The organism is Gemmatimonadota bacterium, from assembly GCA_016719105.1.
Lineage (GTDB): Bacteria > Gemmatimonadota > Gemmatimonadetes > Gemmatimonadales > Gemmatimonadaceae > SCN-70-22.
Map to the genome: position 1 here is coordinate 253,064 of JADKAQ010000001.1, position 15,531 is coordinate 268,594.

Genomic DNA, 15,531 nt, shown 5'->3' on the forward strand with positions numbered 1-15,531 from the left:
AACCCGATCATGCCGCGCGTCAAGTCCGCCCCGGCGTCCCCCAGCGTCAAGCTGCTCCGCGATTCCTTCGATGCGCTCAAGCCGCGCGCGGACCTGCTCGCCCGCACCTTCTACCGCATCCTCTTCGAGCGCCATCCGGATGTGAAGCCGCTGTTCGCGCACGTGAACATGACCGACCAGCGCAAGAAGCTGGTGCAGGCCATCGGCGTGGTGGTGGCCAACGCCGACAAGCCGGAGCGCCTGGAGGAGGTGGCGACGGCACTCGGCGCACGCCACGTGGCGTACGGCGCCAAGCCCGAACACTACGGGGCCGTCGGCGAGGCACTCATCGCGGCGCTCGCCACCGTGGCCGGTCCGCTCTGGAGCAAGTCGCTCGAGAAGGCGTGGACCGGTGCCTACAAGACCGTTGCCGCGTTTGCGATCGCCGGGGCAGAGGCCGCGAATGAGGACGCCGATACCGCCGAGGCGAGCGGGAAGGCGGGGCTCATGGGGAGCGCCTCGGCGCTCTTTGCCGCCCTCGACGGCGTGGGGACCAACATCTTCGTCGCCGACGCAGAGTTCAACCTGGTCTGGATGAACCGCAAGTCGCACGAGACGATGCAGGGGATGGAGGACGTGACGGTCGCGCTGTTCGGCGTGCGCGAACGCGAGATGGAGGGCGGGTCGATCGACCGCTTCCACGCCGGCGAGCTGCGTGGGCGCGTCCGCACGCTGTTGGCCAATCCGCACAACCTCCCCTACCGGCGCGTGATCCGCGTGGGCGAGCGCAAGCTCGACCTGTGCGTGAGCGCGATCGCCGAGGGGAACGAGGTGAAGGGCTTCGTCGTGAACTGGGAGGACGTCACGGACCGTGAGGCCGCGGTGCTGCAGGCCGCGCGCCTGCAGAACATGATGGACAACGTGAACATCAACGTGATGCTCACGGACCTCGACCTGAACCTGATCTACATGAACCCGGCGTCGATCAAGACGCTGAAGCCGCTGGAGCATCACCTCCCGATGCCGGTGGACCGCATCCTCGGGCAGAAGATCGACATCTTCCACAAGGATCCGTCGCACCAGCGCCGGATGCTGGCGTCGGACAAGAACCTCCCGCATCGCGCCAAGATCCGCCTCGGCCCCGAGACGCTCGACCTCAACCTGGTGGCCATTTACGACCACGACCGCAAGTACATCGGGGCGATGGTGACGTGGGCGGTCATTACGGATCGGGTGCGCATGGCCGACGACTTCGAGCGCGATGTGCAGGCCGTGGTCAACGTCGTGAGCTCCTCGTCGACGGAACTCGAGGCGAGCGCGCAGGGGATGGCCGCCTCGGCCGAGGAGACGACTCGTCAGGCGCAGGCCGTGGCAGCTGCCTCGGAAGAGGCGACGCGCAACGTGCAGACGGTGGCCGCGTCGGCCGAGGAGCTGACGTCGAGCATTCGCGAGATCGCCAGCCGCGTGCAGGAAGCGTCGCACATCACGCAGGTGGCGGTGCGGCAGGCGGCGTCGACCAGCGACACGATGTCCAAGCTCGGCCAGTCGAGCCAGGAGATCGGGCAGGTCGTGAAGGTGATCACGTCGATCGCGCAGCAGACCAACCTGCTTGCCCTCAACGCGACGATCGAAGCAGCGCGGGCCGGTGAGGCGGGGAAGGGGTTTGCCGTCGTCGCCAACGAGGTCAAGGAGCTGGCGCGCCAGACGGCCAGGGCCACCGAGGAGATCGGCAACAAGATCGCCGGCGTGCAGGCCGACACCGGGCTGGCCGTGACGGCGATTCGCGAAATCGCGTCCGTGATCGACAAGATCAACGAGATTTCGACGACGATTGCCGGCGCGGTGGAGGAGCAGAACGCCGCGACGAGCGAGATCTCGCGGAACGTCAGCGAGGCGGCACGTGGCACGGCCGACGTGAGCTACAACATCGCGAACGTGACGCAGGTCGCCCTGGAGGGGGGACGCACCGCCGAGAACATCCGGACCGCGTCCGGTCAGCTCTCCGCGGAGTCCGAGAAGCTCAACACCGCGGTTGCGGAGTTCCTGAGGAAGATGCGAGCTTTCTGATCTATGCGCTCTCGCGCGGCGATCGCTCTCGCAATGTTCTTCACGCTGGTCCCGGTGACGCTCCTGGTCCCCGGTCTCCACGAACTGGTCGTGACCGCCCATGGCGGCACGACCAGCGACGCGCATGCGTTCATGACGGTGAACATGATCGCCGGGATGCTCACCGTCCCGTTCGGGATGCGCCTGGCGCGGCGGCGGCAGGATATCGGGCGGTGGATCGCGCTCGCCCTCGCCGTCGATGCGCTGGCCTTCGTCGGCATGGGGATGGCACCGTCGCTCCCGGTGCTCTACGCGTTTCGGGTGCTCGACGGCGCGGTTCACCTGCCGGCGGTCACGCTGCTGATGTTGGCGAGCAACCGGACCTCCGGCGCCCAGCGGGGCGGATCGCTGGGCGCACTGGCGTCGGCCCTGATGATCGGGGTGGCGATCGGCTCGCCGCTCGGCGGGTGGCTGGTGGAGCGTCAGGCGACGATGGTCTACTGGAGTGGTGCTGCGCTCCTGCTGGTGGCCTCGGCGCTCGCGCTCGCGCTCCCCGACGTCCCCGTCCCGGCCGCCGCGGCGCGCACGCACCGGTATGCGTTCGATCGGGCGCGCGTGCAGGCGTGGATTCCGCTGGGCTACGCCTTCATGGATCGGTTCAGCATCGGCGTGTTTGTCTCCACCTTCACGCTCTTCCTGACGCAGGTGCACGGCTTGAGTGCGACGCAGCGCGGGGTGCTCATCGCGCTCTTCATGCTGCCGTTCGCGCTCCTGTGCTACCCGGCCGGCCGGCTGGCCGATCGCATCGGGTGGTTTGCCCCGATGATGGTGGGCAACGTGCTCTTCGGGGCGGTCTTTGCGTCGTACGGGCTGGTGCCTCGCGCGTTCCTCCCGCTGGCGATGCTTGCCTCCGGTGTGCTCTCGGCGCTGATGTTCACCCCGAATCTGCTGCTCATCTCCGACCTGGCGCGACGCGGGCACGGTGAAGGGCTCTTTGGCGCGTTCCAGGTGGCGGGGTCGCTCGGCTTCCTGGTGGGACCCATTGCCGGGGGACTCCTGCTCGCGCTGACCCGCGGCGACGACCCGGTGGCCGGGTATCGGACCATCTTCATGCTGGTGGGCGCGCTGGAGGGCGGACTTGCGCTGCTGGCGTGGGCCGCCCTGCGGGCGCTGGCGCGTGAGGTGCTCGCCGAGCGCGCGGCCGAGCCGGCGGCGATGCGAGGCGTGCGTCCCGCCTCGACCGTGCGCGCCAACACCTAACCCGGCGCAGCCACCGGCGCCCGATCGGGGCTCCGTGCGCCCGTCGCGGAAGGGGCGCCCGGATGGTGCCGCTCGGCGTCGCCCGGCATCCCGCGCGTGATCTCCGACAATAGTCCGCGCGAGAGCTGCCGATACTTGCCGATACGGGCCGCGTCGACTGCCGCGCCACCCGCGCTCCTCCTCCGACCTGTGAGCGACGCGGACATGAAAGAGATCCTCGTCATCGACGATTCCTCGGCCATTCGGAAGGCCATCCGTCGCATCCTCGAGCCGATGGGATACGCCGTTCGAGAGGCGGCCGACGGTGCCAAGGCGCTGGAGGCGTGCCACGGCGCGCGCCCGGATGCCATCCTGTGCGACATCGACATGCCCGTCATGGATGGGCTGACCTTCGTGCGCGTCATGCGCGCGGACCCTGCGTTGCGCGAACTGCCGGTCATCATGTGCACCACGCACAACACGTTCGCCAAGATCCAGGAAGCGATCGGGCTGGGAGCCAACGAGTACATCATGAAGCCCTTTGACGCCGAGATCATCGGCGGGAAGCTCGCGGCCTGCGGGCTCACCGGATGACGGCCCTCCCCCCGATCCGCGTCCTCCTCGTGGACGACAGTGCCGTGGTGCGCGGTGCCATCGGGAAGATCCTCGAGGCCGAACGCGACATCAAGGTCGTCACCACCGCGCCTAACGGGCAGATGGCGCTCGATGCCCTGCGACACACCGAGATCGACGTCGTGTTGCTCGACGTCGAGATGCCGGTGATGGACGGCATCACGGCGCTCCCACTGATTCTCTCGGCGCATCCGAAGACGCGCGTGATCATGACCAGCTCGCTCACGCAGCAGGGGGCGGCGATCACGATGCAGGCGCTGGCTCTCGGGGCGACCGACTACATCTCGAAGCCTTCGGCGCGGGCCGGTGGCACGGCGCTGGCGGCCGTGGCTGGCGAGATCGTCTCGAAGGTGCGTGCCATCGGGCGCGCCAAGAAGGTCAACATCGATCCCCCCGTGTTTCGCGGGTTGCACGCGGCCGCGCCGGCGCCGGCGTCGATCATCGTCGCTGCGACCGGGCACGGTGGGGACGTGGCGCCCAAGGCGCTGGCCATCGCCGCCAGCACGGGAGGGCCTAACGCGTTGGCCGACGTCCTCTCGCGCCTCCCGGCGGACTTCCCGCTGCCCGTCTTCATCACGCAGCACATGCCGCCGGTCTTCACCGCGCTGCTCGCGCAGCGCCTGCAGCGCGACTGCGGCCGCCCCTGCGTGGAAGCGACGCACGGGATGCCGGTGCGCCCTGGGTGTACGTACGTGGCCCCGGGCGACTGGCACCTCCTGGTGCACACCGTGGAAGGGCAACCGGTCATTCGGCTCGAGCAGTCGCCACCGGAGAATCACTGCCGCCCCGCGGCCGATCCGATGCTGCGTTCGATCGCGGCCGTGTACGGGGCGGCGACGCTCGCGGTCGTCTTGACCGGGATGGGCGAGGACGGGCGCCGTGGCTGCGCGACCGTGCGCGAGCGCGGCGGGCGCATTCTGGTGCAGGACGAAGCCTCATCGGTCGTCTGGGGAATGCCCGGGGCGGTGGCATCGGCAGGGCTCGCGAATTGGATCCTACCGCTCCCCGATATTGCGTCGAAGATCTCCTCGCTCTGCTTCGTGGGTGCCACATGATTGCGGTCGACGACTACAAGTTCCTGGCGGAGCTGCTCAAGCGCGGCTCGGGGCTCGCCCTCGGGGAAGGGAAGGAGTACCTCCTCGAGAGCCGGCTTCCGCCGGTGGCGTCACGGTTCAACTTCCCCGACCTGCCGGCGCTGTTCCAAGCGCTGCGCACGCGAGCGACCGCCGAGCTGACCAAGGCGGTCTGCGACGCGATGACGACCGGGGAGACGCTCTTCTTCCGAGACAACGCCCCGTTCCTGGCGCTCGAGAAGCAGCTCATTCCCGAACTGCTCCCGCGCGTGCGGGCGCAGGGGCGACCGATCCGCATCTGGTGTGCGGCCTGTTCCACGGGACAGGAGCCCTACTCCATCGCCATGATCGTCGACCAGATGCGCGCCTCGCTGGGCGGGACGAAGGTGGAGATCGTGGCGTCCGACTACGCGGCGCCGACGCTGGCGCGCGCAAAGGAGGGGATCTACAACCAGTTCGAGGTCCAGCGCGGCCTCCCCGTGCAGCAGCTGGTGAAGTACTTCGCGCAGGTGCCGAACGGCTTTCAGGTCGTGCCGGCGCTGCGCGATGCCATCGCCTTCCGCGAGCAGAACCTGCTGCAGTCGTTCACGGCGCTGGGGAACTTCGACGTGGTCTTCATCCGCAACGTGCTGATCTACTTCGATACCCCGACCAAGCGTGACGTGCTGGAGCGAATTGCCCGTCAGCTGCATCCCGGGGGGACGGTACTCCTGGGGGGGACGGAGAACACGCTGGGGATCACCGACAAGCTGGTGCGCCTGCCGGGGGCGACGACCTCGCTGTACCGGCGCGCCGGTGAGACCGGCGCGGTGCCCCAGACGACCGGCGGGAAGGCGGTCGCGTAGCGATCCGCGAGCGCCCGCGACCCACCGGGCGACGTCGCCCGATCGGGGAGATGCACGAAGCCCCCGGCGCCATCAGCGCCGGGGGCTTCGTCTTGTCCAGCAGGTGCAGCGCGCGGCTACTGGCGGCAGCTCGCCGACGTGCCGGCGTTCCCGACCGACCAGATCTCCACGCGGCGGTTCACGCCGTGGGCCTTCTTGGTCTTCATCGGCTTGGCATGATCGTCGTCGAGGACCAGACAGGCCTCGGCGAAGCCCTTCTGCGAGATACGCGAGCCGTCGATCCCGGCCTTCGTCAGGTAGCCGACGACGGTCGTGGCGCGCGAATCGGAGAGCTTCTGGTTGTACTCGTCGCTGCCGTACGGGTCGGTGTGACCCTCGACGGCGACCTTCCAGTCCGCCTTCTCCTTCAGCGTGCCGATCACACGGTCGAGCGTGTCGCGCCCGGCCTTGGTCAGCGTCGCCTTGTCGAAGTTGAAGTAGACCCAGTTGAGGCGAACGAGGAGCTCGTTGACCGTCAGCGTGATCTGCGAGGTCACCGTGTTGCCGTTCGAGTCGCTGCAGCTGGCGGTGATGGTGTGCGTCCCCGCCGACAGCGTCTTGGTGATGCTGGCGCCCGTGCCGAGATCCCCGTCACGGTTGCTGCGCCACGTCACCTTGTTCGAGATGGTGCCGTCTTCCTTGTCCGTGCAGGTCGCCGTGAGCGTCACCGGGCCCGTGAAGCTGGAGCCGTTGGCCGGCGCGGTGATCGTGATGACCGGCGGCTCATTGGCCGGCGGCGGCGGCGGCGGCGGCGGGGGCGGCGGCGGCGGCGGCGGGGGGCGGCGGCGGCGGAGCGGGCTTCTCGTAGCACTTCCCGTTCACGGAGTAGCCAAGCCCGACGCGCAGGCCGAAGTTGGTCGCCTTGCCGTCCAGCGTCCCGCTCGCGCTGTTCTGATTGGGCGACGGGTTGTAATCCCCGACGAGGTCACCGCGGAGGTTCCACTTCTCGTTCAGGCACTGCTTGAGCCCGAGCAGGCCGGTGAAGGCATCCTCGTACTCGTTGGGCGACTCGAACTGGCCGCTGACGTTGTTGGTGCGGCCGACGTAGACGTTGTTCTGGTAGCCGGCGCCGATGAGCAGGTTGGTCTTCTCGGCCAGCTTCGGGGCGTAGACCAGACGTGCCGCCCACGGACGCAGGGTGAGGGACTTGCTGCTCCCGCTGGCGAGCGCCCAATCGGACTTGCCGAACTGGATGTCGCCCTCAGCCCACAGGCGCTTGAAAAGGTGAACCCCGGCTCGTCCGCCGAGCGTGACGGTGTTGTCGATTTCCAGGTTCTTGTCGAACAGGTTGAACTGCCCGAAACCTCCCACCTCGACGGCGAGCGGTTTCTGGGCGTGGGCTGGCACGGCGGCCAAGGCCACCGCCAGCACCGCAACCCCTACGAGTCGTTTGCTCATGCAATCCTCTGGTGAATGGAGCGATACACTGCGTCGCACGACGGGGCGTCCCTTGCGGCAACATCCCGCCACGCCAGAAGTCCAGACAACATAGCGGAATCCGGCGCCTTACGACAACCTTTCTCGTCAGGCAATGCCTGTCAGTCCAGCATTACGGGGAAGCTTGTCAGGAAAGACCCCGCCAAAAGACGCCGAGTCAACAAATCGGCAACCGGCAGGAGGGGTGCCTGACGCGCCGAAGTCACCCAATCGTGACCTCGTCCGTCGGCTGCACGCTCACGTACCACGCAACACTCGCTCCACCGCCGCCACGTCGGCCTCGATCTCGATCGGCCGGTTGGCGCCGGGCCCCGGCGGGGACGCCTCCTGGTGGTACCACTGCAGGATCCCGGGATCCTTGAGGACGTGCCCCGTGAGGATCGCCACGACGCGCTCCTCCGGGCGAATCACCCCCTCGCGCACGAGCTGCCGCACTCCCGCGACGCTCGCCGCACTCGCCGGCTCGCAACCGGCCCCAGCCGCATCGATCGCCGCCTTGGCCTCGAGGATCTCGGCATCCGTGACCTGCGTCACAATCCCGTCGGCCTCCCGTACGGTCGTGACCGCTCGGTCGTACGACGCGGGATCGCCGATCTTGATCGCCGTCGCGACCGTGTCGGCCTTCATCCGGTGGCGAACCGCGAAGCCGTCACGAAAGCTGCGGTAGAAGGGCGACGCCCCCTCGGCCTGCACCGCCAGCAGGCGCGGGATGCGCGAGATCAACCCCCACGCCTTTGCCTCGCGCAGCGCCTTCCCGAACGCCGAGATGTTCCCCAGGTTGCCCGCCGGAAGCGCGATCCAGTCCGGCGACTCCCAACGCAGCTGCTGCAGCAGTTCGAGCACGATCGTCTTCTGCCCCTCGAGTCGCCACGGATTGATCGAGTTCAGCAGGTAGATCCCGAGTCTGGAACTCGAATCGCGCACGAGCGAGAGGCAGGCGTCGAAGTCGCCGCGCACGAGCAGTGTGCGCGCGCCGTAGGCGAGTGTCTGGGTGAGTTTGCCCAGTGCGATTTGGCCGGCGGGGACGAAGACGAGCGCTGGGATGCCCGCGAGCGCGGCGTAGGAGGCGAGCGAGGCCGAGGTGTTGCCGGTGGAGGCGCAGGCCACGGCGGTGGCCCCGAGGCGCTTGGCCTGCGTCACGCCGACCGTCATGCCGCGATCCTTGAACGAACCGGTTGGGTTCATCCCCTCATGTTTGAGCAGGAGCCCCTCGCAGCCCGCGAAGCGTCGTACCGCCTCACGCTCGAGCAGCGGCGTGTTCCCCTCGGGATAGCTGACGGGTGCATCGGCGGAGGGATGCACGATGTCGGCAAAGCGCCACACGCCGGAGCGCATGGCCCCGGGAGACGTCATGCAGCAGCGCGCGTCGAAGCGTGTGCGCAGCGACACTTCCGATTGATCGGGGGTCGGATGCTCGATGGCCAGGAGGCCCTGGCAGAGCGGACAGACCGGCGACGCATCGTCGTCGGGGAGTCGGTGGCCGCAGGCATCGCAGCGCTGCCAGACGCGAGGGGAGTCGGGCATCAACGGGGCTCGGAAGTGACGCGCTCGATGCGCGTGCCGGTGGTGTCGATGAGGGCCGTGCGGACCGTCGCGGTCACGCCAGCCCGGGCGTAGGCGGCAAGCATGGCGGCGGCGACGCGTTCGGCGACGAGATCGCCGTCGCAGAGTGCGAAGGCGGTGGGACCCGCCCCCGAGATGGACGCGCCGAGCGCCCCTGCTTCGAGGGCACTGTCCTTCGCCTCGCGAAAGCCGGGGAGCAGGGTGGCGCGCGCCGGCTCGGCGATGCGATCGTCGATGGCGCGGCCGAGCAGTGCGAGGTCGCCGGTGTACAGCGCCGCGACCATCGCCGCGACCTGGGCGATCTGGTGCACGGCGGTGGCGCGGGGAATCTCGCGCGGAAGGATGGCGCGCGCGTCGGCGGTGCGCAGTCGCTGGTTGGGGTGCGCGAGCACGACGCGCAGCGATGGTGGCACGGGGAGCGCGACGACATCGATGGGGTCGATCGAGCGGACGAGGACGATCCCGCCCAGCAGCGACGGCGCGATGTTGTCGAGGTGACGGCCGGCCACGGTTTCTTCGGCGGCGAGGCACGCCGAGAGGAGGGCCGGGATGCCGAGCGGAGAGCCCAGCAGGGCGTTGACGGCGGCCGCGCCGGCCACGGCGGAGGCGGCGCTTCCGCCCTGTCCAGCGGAGAGGGGGAGCCCCTTCGTCACCGTGAGGGCAATGCCGCCGGCCGGGGTGGTCGTGCCTAACGCCGTGGCGGCGCGAATGACCGCCATGGCGGCCAGCCCCGAGGCGTGGCGCGCGATCTCGAGCGGCAGTTCCGGGTCACCGGCGTCCCGGATGACGACGCCAGGGGCGTCGTTCCATTCGGCGGTCACCGAGTCGCCGGCACCGGTGACGGCGGCTCCCAGCACGTCGAGCCCGGGCCCCACGTTGCCGATGCTGCCGGGGGCGTAGGCGGTGGTCCGCGCGAGAAAGGTCATGTCGTCGCCAGCTTCAGAACGTCGTTGACCACGCCGGCGGCCGTGACTTGCGGACCGGCGCCAGGGCCGGTGATGACCAACGGGTTCTCGCGATAGCGCATCGTGGTGAAGACGACCTGGTTGTCCGTCCCCTTGAGCGCCGCGAACGGCGATGACAACGGGACGGCCTGCAGCGAGACGGTGACGCGCTGGCGCGAGATGCGCGCGACGTACCGCCACACCTGCCCCTTGTCGCGCGCCTGGCGGGCGCGCGTCTCCCACAGCGCGTCCATCTCGGGGATGCGGGCGACGAAGTCGTCCCTGCTGACGCTTCGCAGGGCGTCGGGTACCAACGACTCGACGGCAATGTCCTTCAACTCACCCTGGTAGCCGATGAGGCGCGCGAGGATCAGCGCCTTCCGGGCCACGTCCATGCCGGAGAGATCATCGCGGGCGTCGGGTTCGGTGAAGCCGAGTTGCATGGCGCGCTTGAGCGCCTCGGAGAACTTCTTCCCCTTCGACACTTCGTCGAGCAGGAAGCCGAGCGTTCCCGAGGTGCACCCTTCGATCTTGAGGACGCGGTCGCCGGACTCGACGAGCTTGTGGAAGGTGTCGATGATGGGGAGCCCAGCGCCGACCGTCGTCTCGTGCAGCATGCGCCGTCCCTGCGAGGCCGCGAGGTCGAGCAGCGACTTGGCGTCGGCCAGCGGCCCACCGAGCGGACGCTTGTTGGCCATCACCAGGTCCATGCCTGACGAGAGAGCGAGCTTGAGCGCGGGGAGCGTGTCGTCGGCCGTGACATCGACGAGGATCGGGTGCGAGAGGGCGTGGCGTGCGATCTCGCGTACCGCCTCGCTTGCCGACGAACTCCGGGCCCCGTCGGCGGTGGCCAGCCCCTGACCCGACGCCTTGTGGTTGACCAGCTGGGTGAGTCGGCGCGTGGAAAAGCCGGCGGCATCGAAGACGAACCCGCTGCGGTCGATCGCCCCAACGATGCGGAGCGTGACCCCGTCCTGCTTGGCGCGCGGCAGCATGCGGGCGAGCGCGCGCCCGATTTGCCCGAAGCCGAGCAGGACCACGTCGACCTGGTCGTGCCTGACGAGTCGCCCGCCGCCAATGCGGTTGAGCTGGAAGGCGCCGTGAATGCGCCGCACCGCGGCCGTGGTGTCGCGCGAGTCGACCACCACCGAGATGTTGAGCTCCGATGACCCCTGCGCGATGGCCACGACGTTGATGCCGCCCGTCGCGAGGGCGTCGAAGACGCGCGCGGCAATCCCCGGCGTCCCCGACATCCCCATCCCGACCACGGCGAGCGTCGACACCCCGGCATGCACCTCCACACCGTCGATGTCCCGATGGGCGATCTCCTCGGCGAAGGCGGCGAGCAGGGCGCGACGCGCCGCGTCGGCGCTCGACTCGGGGACCGAGAAGCAGATCGAGTGCTCCGACGACGCCTGCGAAATCAGGGAGACCGACACCCGCTCACGATGCAGCGCGGCGAAGGTGCGCGCCGCGATCCCCGGCACACCCAGCATCCCGTTCCCCGTCACCGTGAGCAAGGCCAGCCCCGACACGCTGGAGATGGCCTTGACCGGGTACTCCCGAAGCGTACGGCGCCGGGAGATTTCCGTCCCCGGGAAGTCGGGGTCGGCGAACGGGCGGATGCGAATGGGGATGTTGCGGTCGCCTAACGGGATGAGCGCGCGGGGGTGCAGCACCTTGGCGCCGTAGTACGCGAGCTCGGCCGCTTCCCGCGGGGTGAGTTGCGGGATGACCTGCGCGTCGGAGACGATGCGCGGATCGGCGGTCAGGAAGCCGGCCACATCCTTCCACAGGGTGATGCTGGTGGCCTTGAGGGCGCGCGCCAGCAGGGTGGCCGTGAGGTCCGAGCCGCCACGCCCGAGCGTGGCGACGTGACCGGAAGCCGAGCGCCCAATGAAGCCGGGGACGACGGGGACGATGCCGCGGTTGATGCGTGCGGCGAGTCGATCGCGCGCCGCCTGTTCGGTCCCGTCAAAGTCCGGGGCGGCGCCGCCATACGTGTCGTCGGTGCGCACGACCTCGGTCGCATCGACGTACTCGCTCTTGACGCCGAGCTCGGCGAGCGTCGAGGCGAGGAGTCGGGCGCTGAGCCGCTCGCCGCGCGCCACGATGTAGTCCGAGGTGCGTGGGGTGAGCTCGCGCAGCACGGCGAGGCCGCGGGCCAGGAGCTCCAGCTCGTCGGTGAGTTCGACGATGGCCGCCTCGAGCGCGCGGCGACGGACCTTGTCCTTGACCAGGACACGCGCCGCGTCGAGGTGCCGCGTGCGGAGCGCCGTGGCCGTGGCGCAGAGGGCATCGCCGTCGCCGAGCGCGGCGCGGGTGGCACCCTGCAGGAGCGCGTCCGTGACGCCGGCCATCGCGCTGGCGACGACGAGCCGCCCTCCCTTCTGGGCGGCGATCAGGGTCGCGGCATGGCGCACCGCGGCGGCGTCGAACAGCGACGCCCCGCCGAACTTGTGGATGCCGAGGACTGGGGTCTTTCGGGATGCGGGCACGTCGGGTTTGTCCGAATCGGGTCGAGAGGGCTGGCGTGCAATCTAGCGCGCGCCGTTCGATGATCACCGGCTGCAACCCGAAGGGTCGGCAGGGGAGGCCCGAGAAAGAGCGGGGGACCGCCGACGCGCGGGGCGGGGGAATCGCCGCGATGCAGCGGCGCGCCCGGGTGCCGCGTAAGGAGCGCAGCAGCCACTCGCCGGCAATGGACGCGTTCGGTGTCCGGCCGTAGAGTTCCGCGAGCCGGTCGTGATCCGGCCCCATTCCCCACCCGCACGAGACGTCCCCATGTTCGCGAAGGTCTCCCCCCGAGCGCTCCGCCTGCGCCGATCGGCCGCCGTCGTCGCGTTTGCCCTCAGCGCGGGCTCCGCGCTGGCGCTCCCCGCGCACGCCCAGGGGCGCGTCACGTCGCCGAAGGACTTCTTCGGCTTCAACATCGGCGACGACTACAAGCTCGCCACGTACACGCAGTTCATCGATTACTGGAAGAAGATCGACGGCGAGTCCGACCGGATGGTCGTGCAGGAGATCGGCAAGTCGGCCGAAGGGCGCCCGCAGCTCATGGCGATCATCACCTCGCCCGAGAACTTCAAGCTCCTCGACCGTTACAAGGAGATCTCGCGCAAGCTGGCGCAGGCCGAAGGGCTCACGGACGCCGAGGCGCGCGCCCTGGCCAAGGAAGGCAAGGCGGTCGTCTGGTTCGACGGCGGGTTGCACGCGACGGAAGTGCTCGGCGCGCACCAGCTCATCGAGACCACGTACCAGCTCGTCAGCCGCAATGACGAGGAGACGCAGCGCTTCCTCAAGGACCTGATCATCCTCGCCGTGCACGCCAACCCGGACGGGATGGAGCTCGTGTCGGGGTGGTACATGCAGGAGCCGGATGACAAGAAGAAGACCTTCGGGACGATCCCGCGGCTGTACCAGAAGTACGTCGGCCACGACAACAACCGCGACTTCTTCATCCTGAACCAGAACGAGTCGATCAACATCGCGCGGATCCAGTACCACGAGTGGTATCCGCAGATCGTCTACAACCACCACCAGACCGGGCCGGCGGGGACGATGATGTTCGCGCCGCCGTTCCGCGACCCGTTCAACTATGCGTTCGACCCGCTCATCCCGTTAGGCATCGACATGGTGGGTGCGTCGATGCACACGCGCTTCGCCGTCGAGGGGAAGCCCGGCGTCACGATGCGCACCGGGGCCAGCTACTCCACCTGGTGGAACGGCGGCCTGCGCACGGCCGTGTACTTCCACAACCAGATCGGCCTCCTCACCGAGACCATCGGGAGCCCGACGCCGATGGAGGTCCCGCTGGTCGTGAACAACCAGCTGCCGCGCGCCGACCTCCCGTATCCCATCGCGCCGCAGCAGTGGCACTTCCGCCAGTCGATCGACTACTCGATCACCGCCAATTGGGGGGTCTTCGACATCGCGTCGAAGCGGAAGGAGGACTTCCTGTTCAACATGTACAAGATGGGGAAGAACTCCATCGAGCGCGGCAGCCGTGACTCGTGGACCACGACGCCGCACAAGATTGCCGCCCTGCAGGCGGAGATCGCCAAGGACCGCTCGGCAGCGCAGGCCACCGGCAATGGGCGCGACCGCCTCTCCGCGGCGCTCAACCCGTTTGGCGGCGCGGTGCCGTCCAAGTACTTCGAGAACCTGCGACGCCCGGCCGATCGTGATCCGCGCGGCTACATCCTCCCGGCCAGCCAGGCCGACTTCGGGACGGCGACCAAGTTTGTCAACGCGCTGCGCAAGTCGAACATCACCGTGCATCGCGCCACCGCGGCGTTTTCGGTAGGCGGGACGCAGTACCCCGCCGGTTCGTACGTCGTGAAGACGGCCCAGGCCTTCCGTCCCTACGTGCTCGACATGTTCGAGCCGCAGGATCACCCGAACGATTTTGCCTTCCCCGGCGGGCCGCCCAAGCCACCGTACGACAACGCGGGGTGGACGCTGGCGTACCAGATGGGGATCAAGTTCGATCGCGTCCTCGACGCCTTCGACTGCCCGTGCGAAAAGATCGACGGCATGGCGTCGGCCCCGGCGCTCACGGTGGCCAGCGCCGGCGGGGCCAAGGGATACGTCATCGACCCGCGCGTGAACGACGGCTTCATCGTGGTCAACCGCGCGCTCAAGAGCGGGGCGGCGGTGTATCGTGTCAACGCGCCGCTCACGATGGGGAACGTCACGCACCCGGCCGGCGCCTTCTACATCAGCGCCAGCGGGGCGACCAAGGCCATCGTCGAGAAGGCGGCGAAGGAGATGGGGGTTCCGGTGCACGGCACCAGCGCCGGCCCGGGCAACGCCACGCGCCTCTCGGCCAAGCGCATCGCGCTGTGGGACACCTACGGCGGCTCGATGCCGTCGGGGCACACGCGGTGGCTGCTCGAACAGTTCGAGTTCCCCTTCGACGTGGTGTACGCGCCGACCATCGACGCGGGCAATCTCAAGGCCAAGTACGACGTGATCGTCTTCGTGACCGGCGCCATCCCGGCGGCCCGTCGCGAGGGGGGGAGCGAGCTCTCGGCCATGATGGAGCGCTTCAACCGCCAGCCCGCGCCTAACGAAGTCCCGGCGCAGTTCCGGCCGTGGCTCGGCCGCATGACCGCCGACAAGAGCGTGCCGCAGGTCAAGCAGTTCCTCGAGGCGGGTGGGACGGTGATCACGGTCGGGACGTCGACCAACCTGGCCTTCCACCTCGGGCTTCCGGTCTACGACTACCTCGTGGAGAAGACGCCGGCCGGTGAGGAGCGCGAGCTGCCGCGCGAGAAGTTCTACGTCCCCGGCTCGATCCTGCGGGCGAGCGTGGACAACAGCGTCCCGGTGGCGTACGGCCTCGACGCCGAGACCGACGTCTTCTTCGACGACTCGCCGACGTTCCGCCTTGGTCCCGACGCGGCGCTCAAGGGCGTGCGTCCGGTGGCCTGGTACGCCAGCGACAAGCCGCTGCGCTCGGGGTGGGCGTGGGGGCAGGGCTACCTCGAAGGCGGCGTTGCGGCTGCCGAGGCCAAGGTGGGGAAGGGGATGCTGTACCTGTTTGGCCCCGAGATCACCTTCCGCGCCACGCCGCACGGGACGTTCAAGTTCCTGTTCAACGGCATCTACGCCAGTGGGCAGTAGACGCGACGGAACGACCGGGCGTCGCGGTCACGCGGCGCCCGGTGCCTCACGCCTGACGAAAGCGGCGCCTCCCGATCCGGGGGGCGCCGCGCTCGTTATGCGGGT

At 69.0% G+C, this 15,531-nt stretch carries 11 protein-coding genes; 6 read left to right on the top strand and 5 right to left on the bottom strand.

Translation table 11 applies throughout. The features are described 5' to 3' along the window. The first annotated feature begins 9 nt into the window (after window positions 1-9). The 5 genes from IPN47_01085 to IPN47_01105 all read left to right on the top strand — a co-directional run bounded on the left by IPN47_01085 (window position 10) and on the right by IPN47_01105 (window position 5,815). Window positions 10-2,046, top strand: a complete 2,037-nt coding sequence (locus IPN47_01085) for a hypothetical protein (GenBank protein ID MBK9406642.1) — start codon at window positions 10-12, stop codon at window positions 2,044-2,046. Window positions 2,047-2,079: 33 nt separating this feature from the next. Then, the gene (locus IPN47_01090) at window positions 2,080-3,285 is read left to right on the top strand and encodes an MFS transporter (GenBank protein ID MBK9406643.1); all 1,206 of its coding nucleotides are present in this window, start codon (window positions 2,080-2,082) and stop codon (window positions 3,283-3,285) included. Window positions 3,286-3,489: 204 nt separating this feature from the next. Next, on the top strand, window positions 3,490-3,858 hold the full coding sequence (locus tag IPN47_01095) for a response regulator (GenBank protein MBK9406644.1): 369 nt from the start codon (window positions 3,490-3,492) through the stop codon (window positions 3,856-3,858). Beyond that, entirely contained in the window at window positions 3,855-4,952 is a 1,098-nt protein-coding gene (locus IPN47_01100; GenBank protein ID MBK9406645.1) for a chemotaxis response regulator protein-glutamate methylesterase, read from the top strand. The genes IPN47_01095 and IPN47_01100 overlap by 4 nt, the downstream gene beginning before the upstream one ends. Continuing rightward, window positions 4,949-5,815 carry a protein-glutamate O-methyltransferase CheR gene (locus tag IPN47_01105; GenBank protein MBK9406646.1) on the top strand — a complete coding sequence of 289 codons (867 nt, stop codon included), beginning with the start codon at window positions 4,949-4,951 and terminating at the stop codon, window positions 5,813-5,815. The genes IPN47_01100 and IPN47_01105 overlap by 4 nt, the downstream gene beginning before the upstream one ends. Window positions 5,816-5,931: 116 nt before the next feature. On the opposite strand, the gene IPN47_01110 is transcribed toward IPN47_01105, so the two are convergent. The 5 genes from IPN47_01110 to thrA all read right to left on the bottom strand — a co-directional run bounded on the left by IPN47_01110 (window position 5,932) and on the right by thrA (window position 12,296). Beyond that, window positions 5,932-6,522, bottom strand: a complete 591-nt coding sequence (locus tag IPN47_01110; protein ID MBK9406647.1) for an OmpA family protein — start codon at window positions 6,520-6,522, stop codon at window positions 5,932-5,934. 55 nt (window positions 6,523-6,577) lie between these two features. Further along, window positions 6,578-7,252, bottom strand: coding sequence for an outer membrane beta-barrel protein (locus IPN47_01115; GenBank protein MBK9406648.1), 675 nt, complete (start codon window positions 7,250-7,252; stop codon window positions 6,578-6,580). 276 nt (window positions 7,253-7,528) lie between these two features. Further along, on the bottom strand, window positions 7,529-8,815 hold the full coding sequence (gene thrC / locus IPN47_01120) for a threonine synthase (GenBank protein MBK9406649.1): 1,287 nt from the start codon (window positions 8,813-8,815) through the stop codon (window positions 7,529-7,531). Further along, window positions 8,815-9,780: a homoserine kinase gene (locus IPN47_01125; protein MBK9406650.1), complete on the bottom strand. Its 966-nt coding sequence runs from the start codon at window positions 9,778-9,780 to the stop codon at window positions 8,815-8,817. The genes thrC and IPN47_01125 overlap by 1 nt, the downstream gene beginning before the upstream one ends. Then, window positions 9,777-12,296 (bottom strand): bifunctional aspartate kinase/homoserine dehydrogenase I, encoded by a 2,520-nt coding sequence (gene thrA / locus IPN47_01130; GenBank protein MBK9406651.1) that lies wholly within the window; start codon window positions 12,294-12,296, stop codon window positions 9,777-9,779. The genes IPN47_01125 and thrA overlap by 4 nt, the downstream gene beginning before the upstream one ends. 286 nt (window positions 12,297-12,582) lie before the next feature. On the opposite strand from thrA, the gene IPN47_01135 reads away from it, so the two are divergent. Continuing rightward, complete coding sequence (locus tag IPN47_01135; protein ID MBK9406652.1) at window positions 12,583-15,426, top strand: peptidase; 2,844 nt, start codon at window positions 12,583-12,585, stop codon at window positions 15,424-15,426. Window positions 15,427-15,531: the final 105 nt, after the last annotated feature.

What these genes read in the sequence shown, in the direction of transcription:
- IPN47_01105 (MBK9406646.1), top strand. Translation starts at nt 4,949, where the DNA reads ATGATTGCGGTCGACGACTACAAGTTCCTGGCGGAGCTGCTCAAGCGC.
- IPN47_01135 (MBK9406652.1), top strand. Translation starts at nt 12,583, where the DNA reads ATGTTCGCGAAGGTCTCCCCCCGAGCGCTCCGCCTGCGCCGATCGGCC.
- IPN47_01125 (MBK9406650.1), bottom strand. Translation starts at nt 9,780, where the DNA reads ATGACCTTTCTCGCGCGGACCACCGCCTACGCCCCCGGCAGCATCGGC.
- IPN47_01095 (MBK9406644.1), top strand. Translation starts at nt 3,490, where the DNA reads ATGAAAGAGATCCTCGTCATCGACGATTCCTCGGCCATTCGGAAGGCC.
- thrC (MBK9406649.1), bottom strand. Translation starts at nt 8,815, where the DNA reads ATGCCCGACTCCCCTCGCGTCTGGCAGCGCTGCGATGCCTGCGGCCAC.
- IPN47_01090 (MBK9406643.1), top strand. Translation starts at nt 2,080, where the DNA reads ATGTTCTTCACGCTGGTCCCGGTGACGCTCCTGGTCCCCGGTCTCCAC.
- IPN47_01115 (MBK9406648.1), bottom strand. Translation starts at nt 7,252, where the DNA reads ATGAGCAAACGACTCGTAGGGGTTGCGGTGCTGGCGGTGGCCTTGGCC.
- IPN47_01085 (MBK9406642.1), top strand. Translation starts at nt 10, where the DNA reads ATGCCGCGCGTCAAGTCCGCCCCGGCGTCCCCCAGCGTCAAGCTGCTC.
- IPN47_01100 (MBK9406645.1), top strand. Translation starts at nt 3,855, where the DNA reads ATGACGGCCCTCCCCCCGATCCGCGTCCTCCTCGTGGACGACAGTGCC.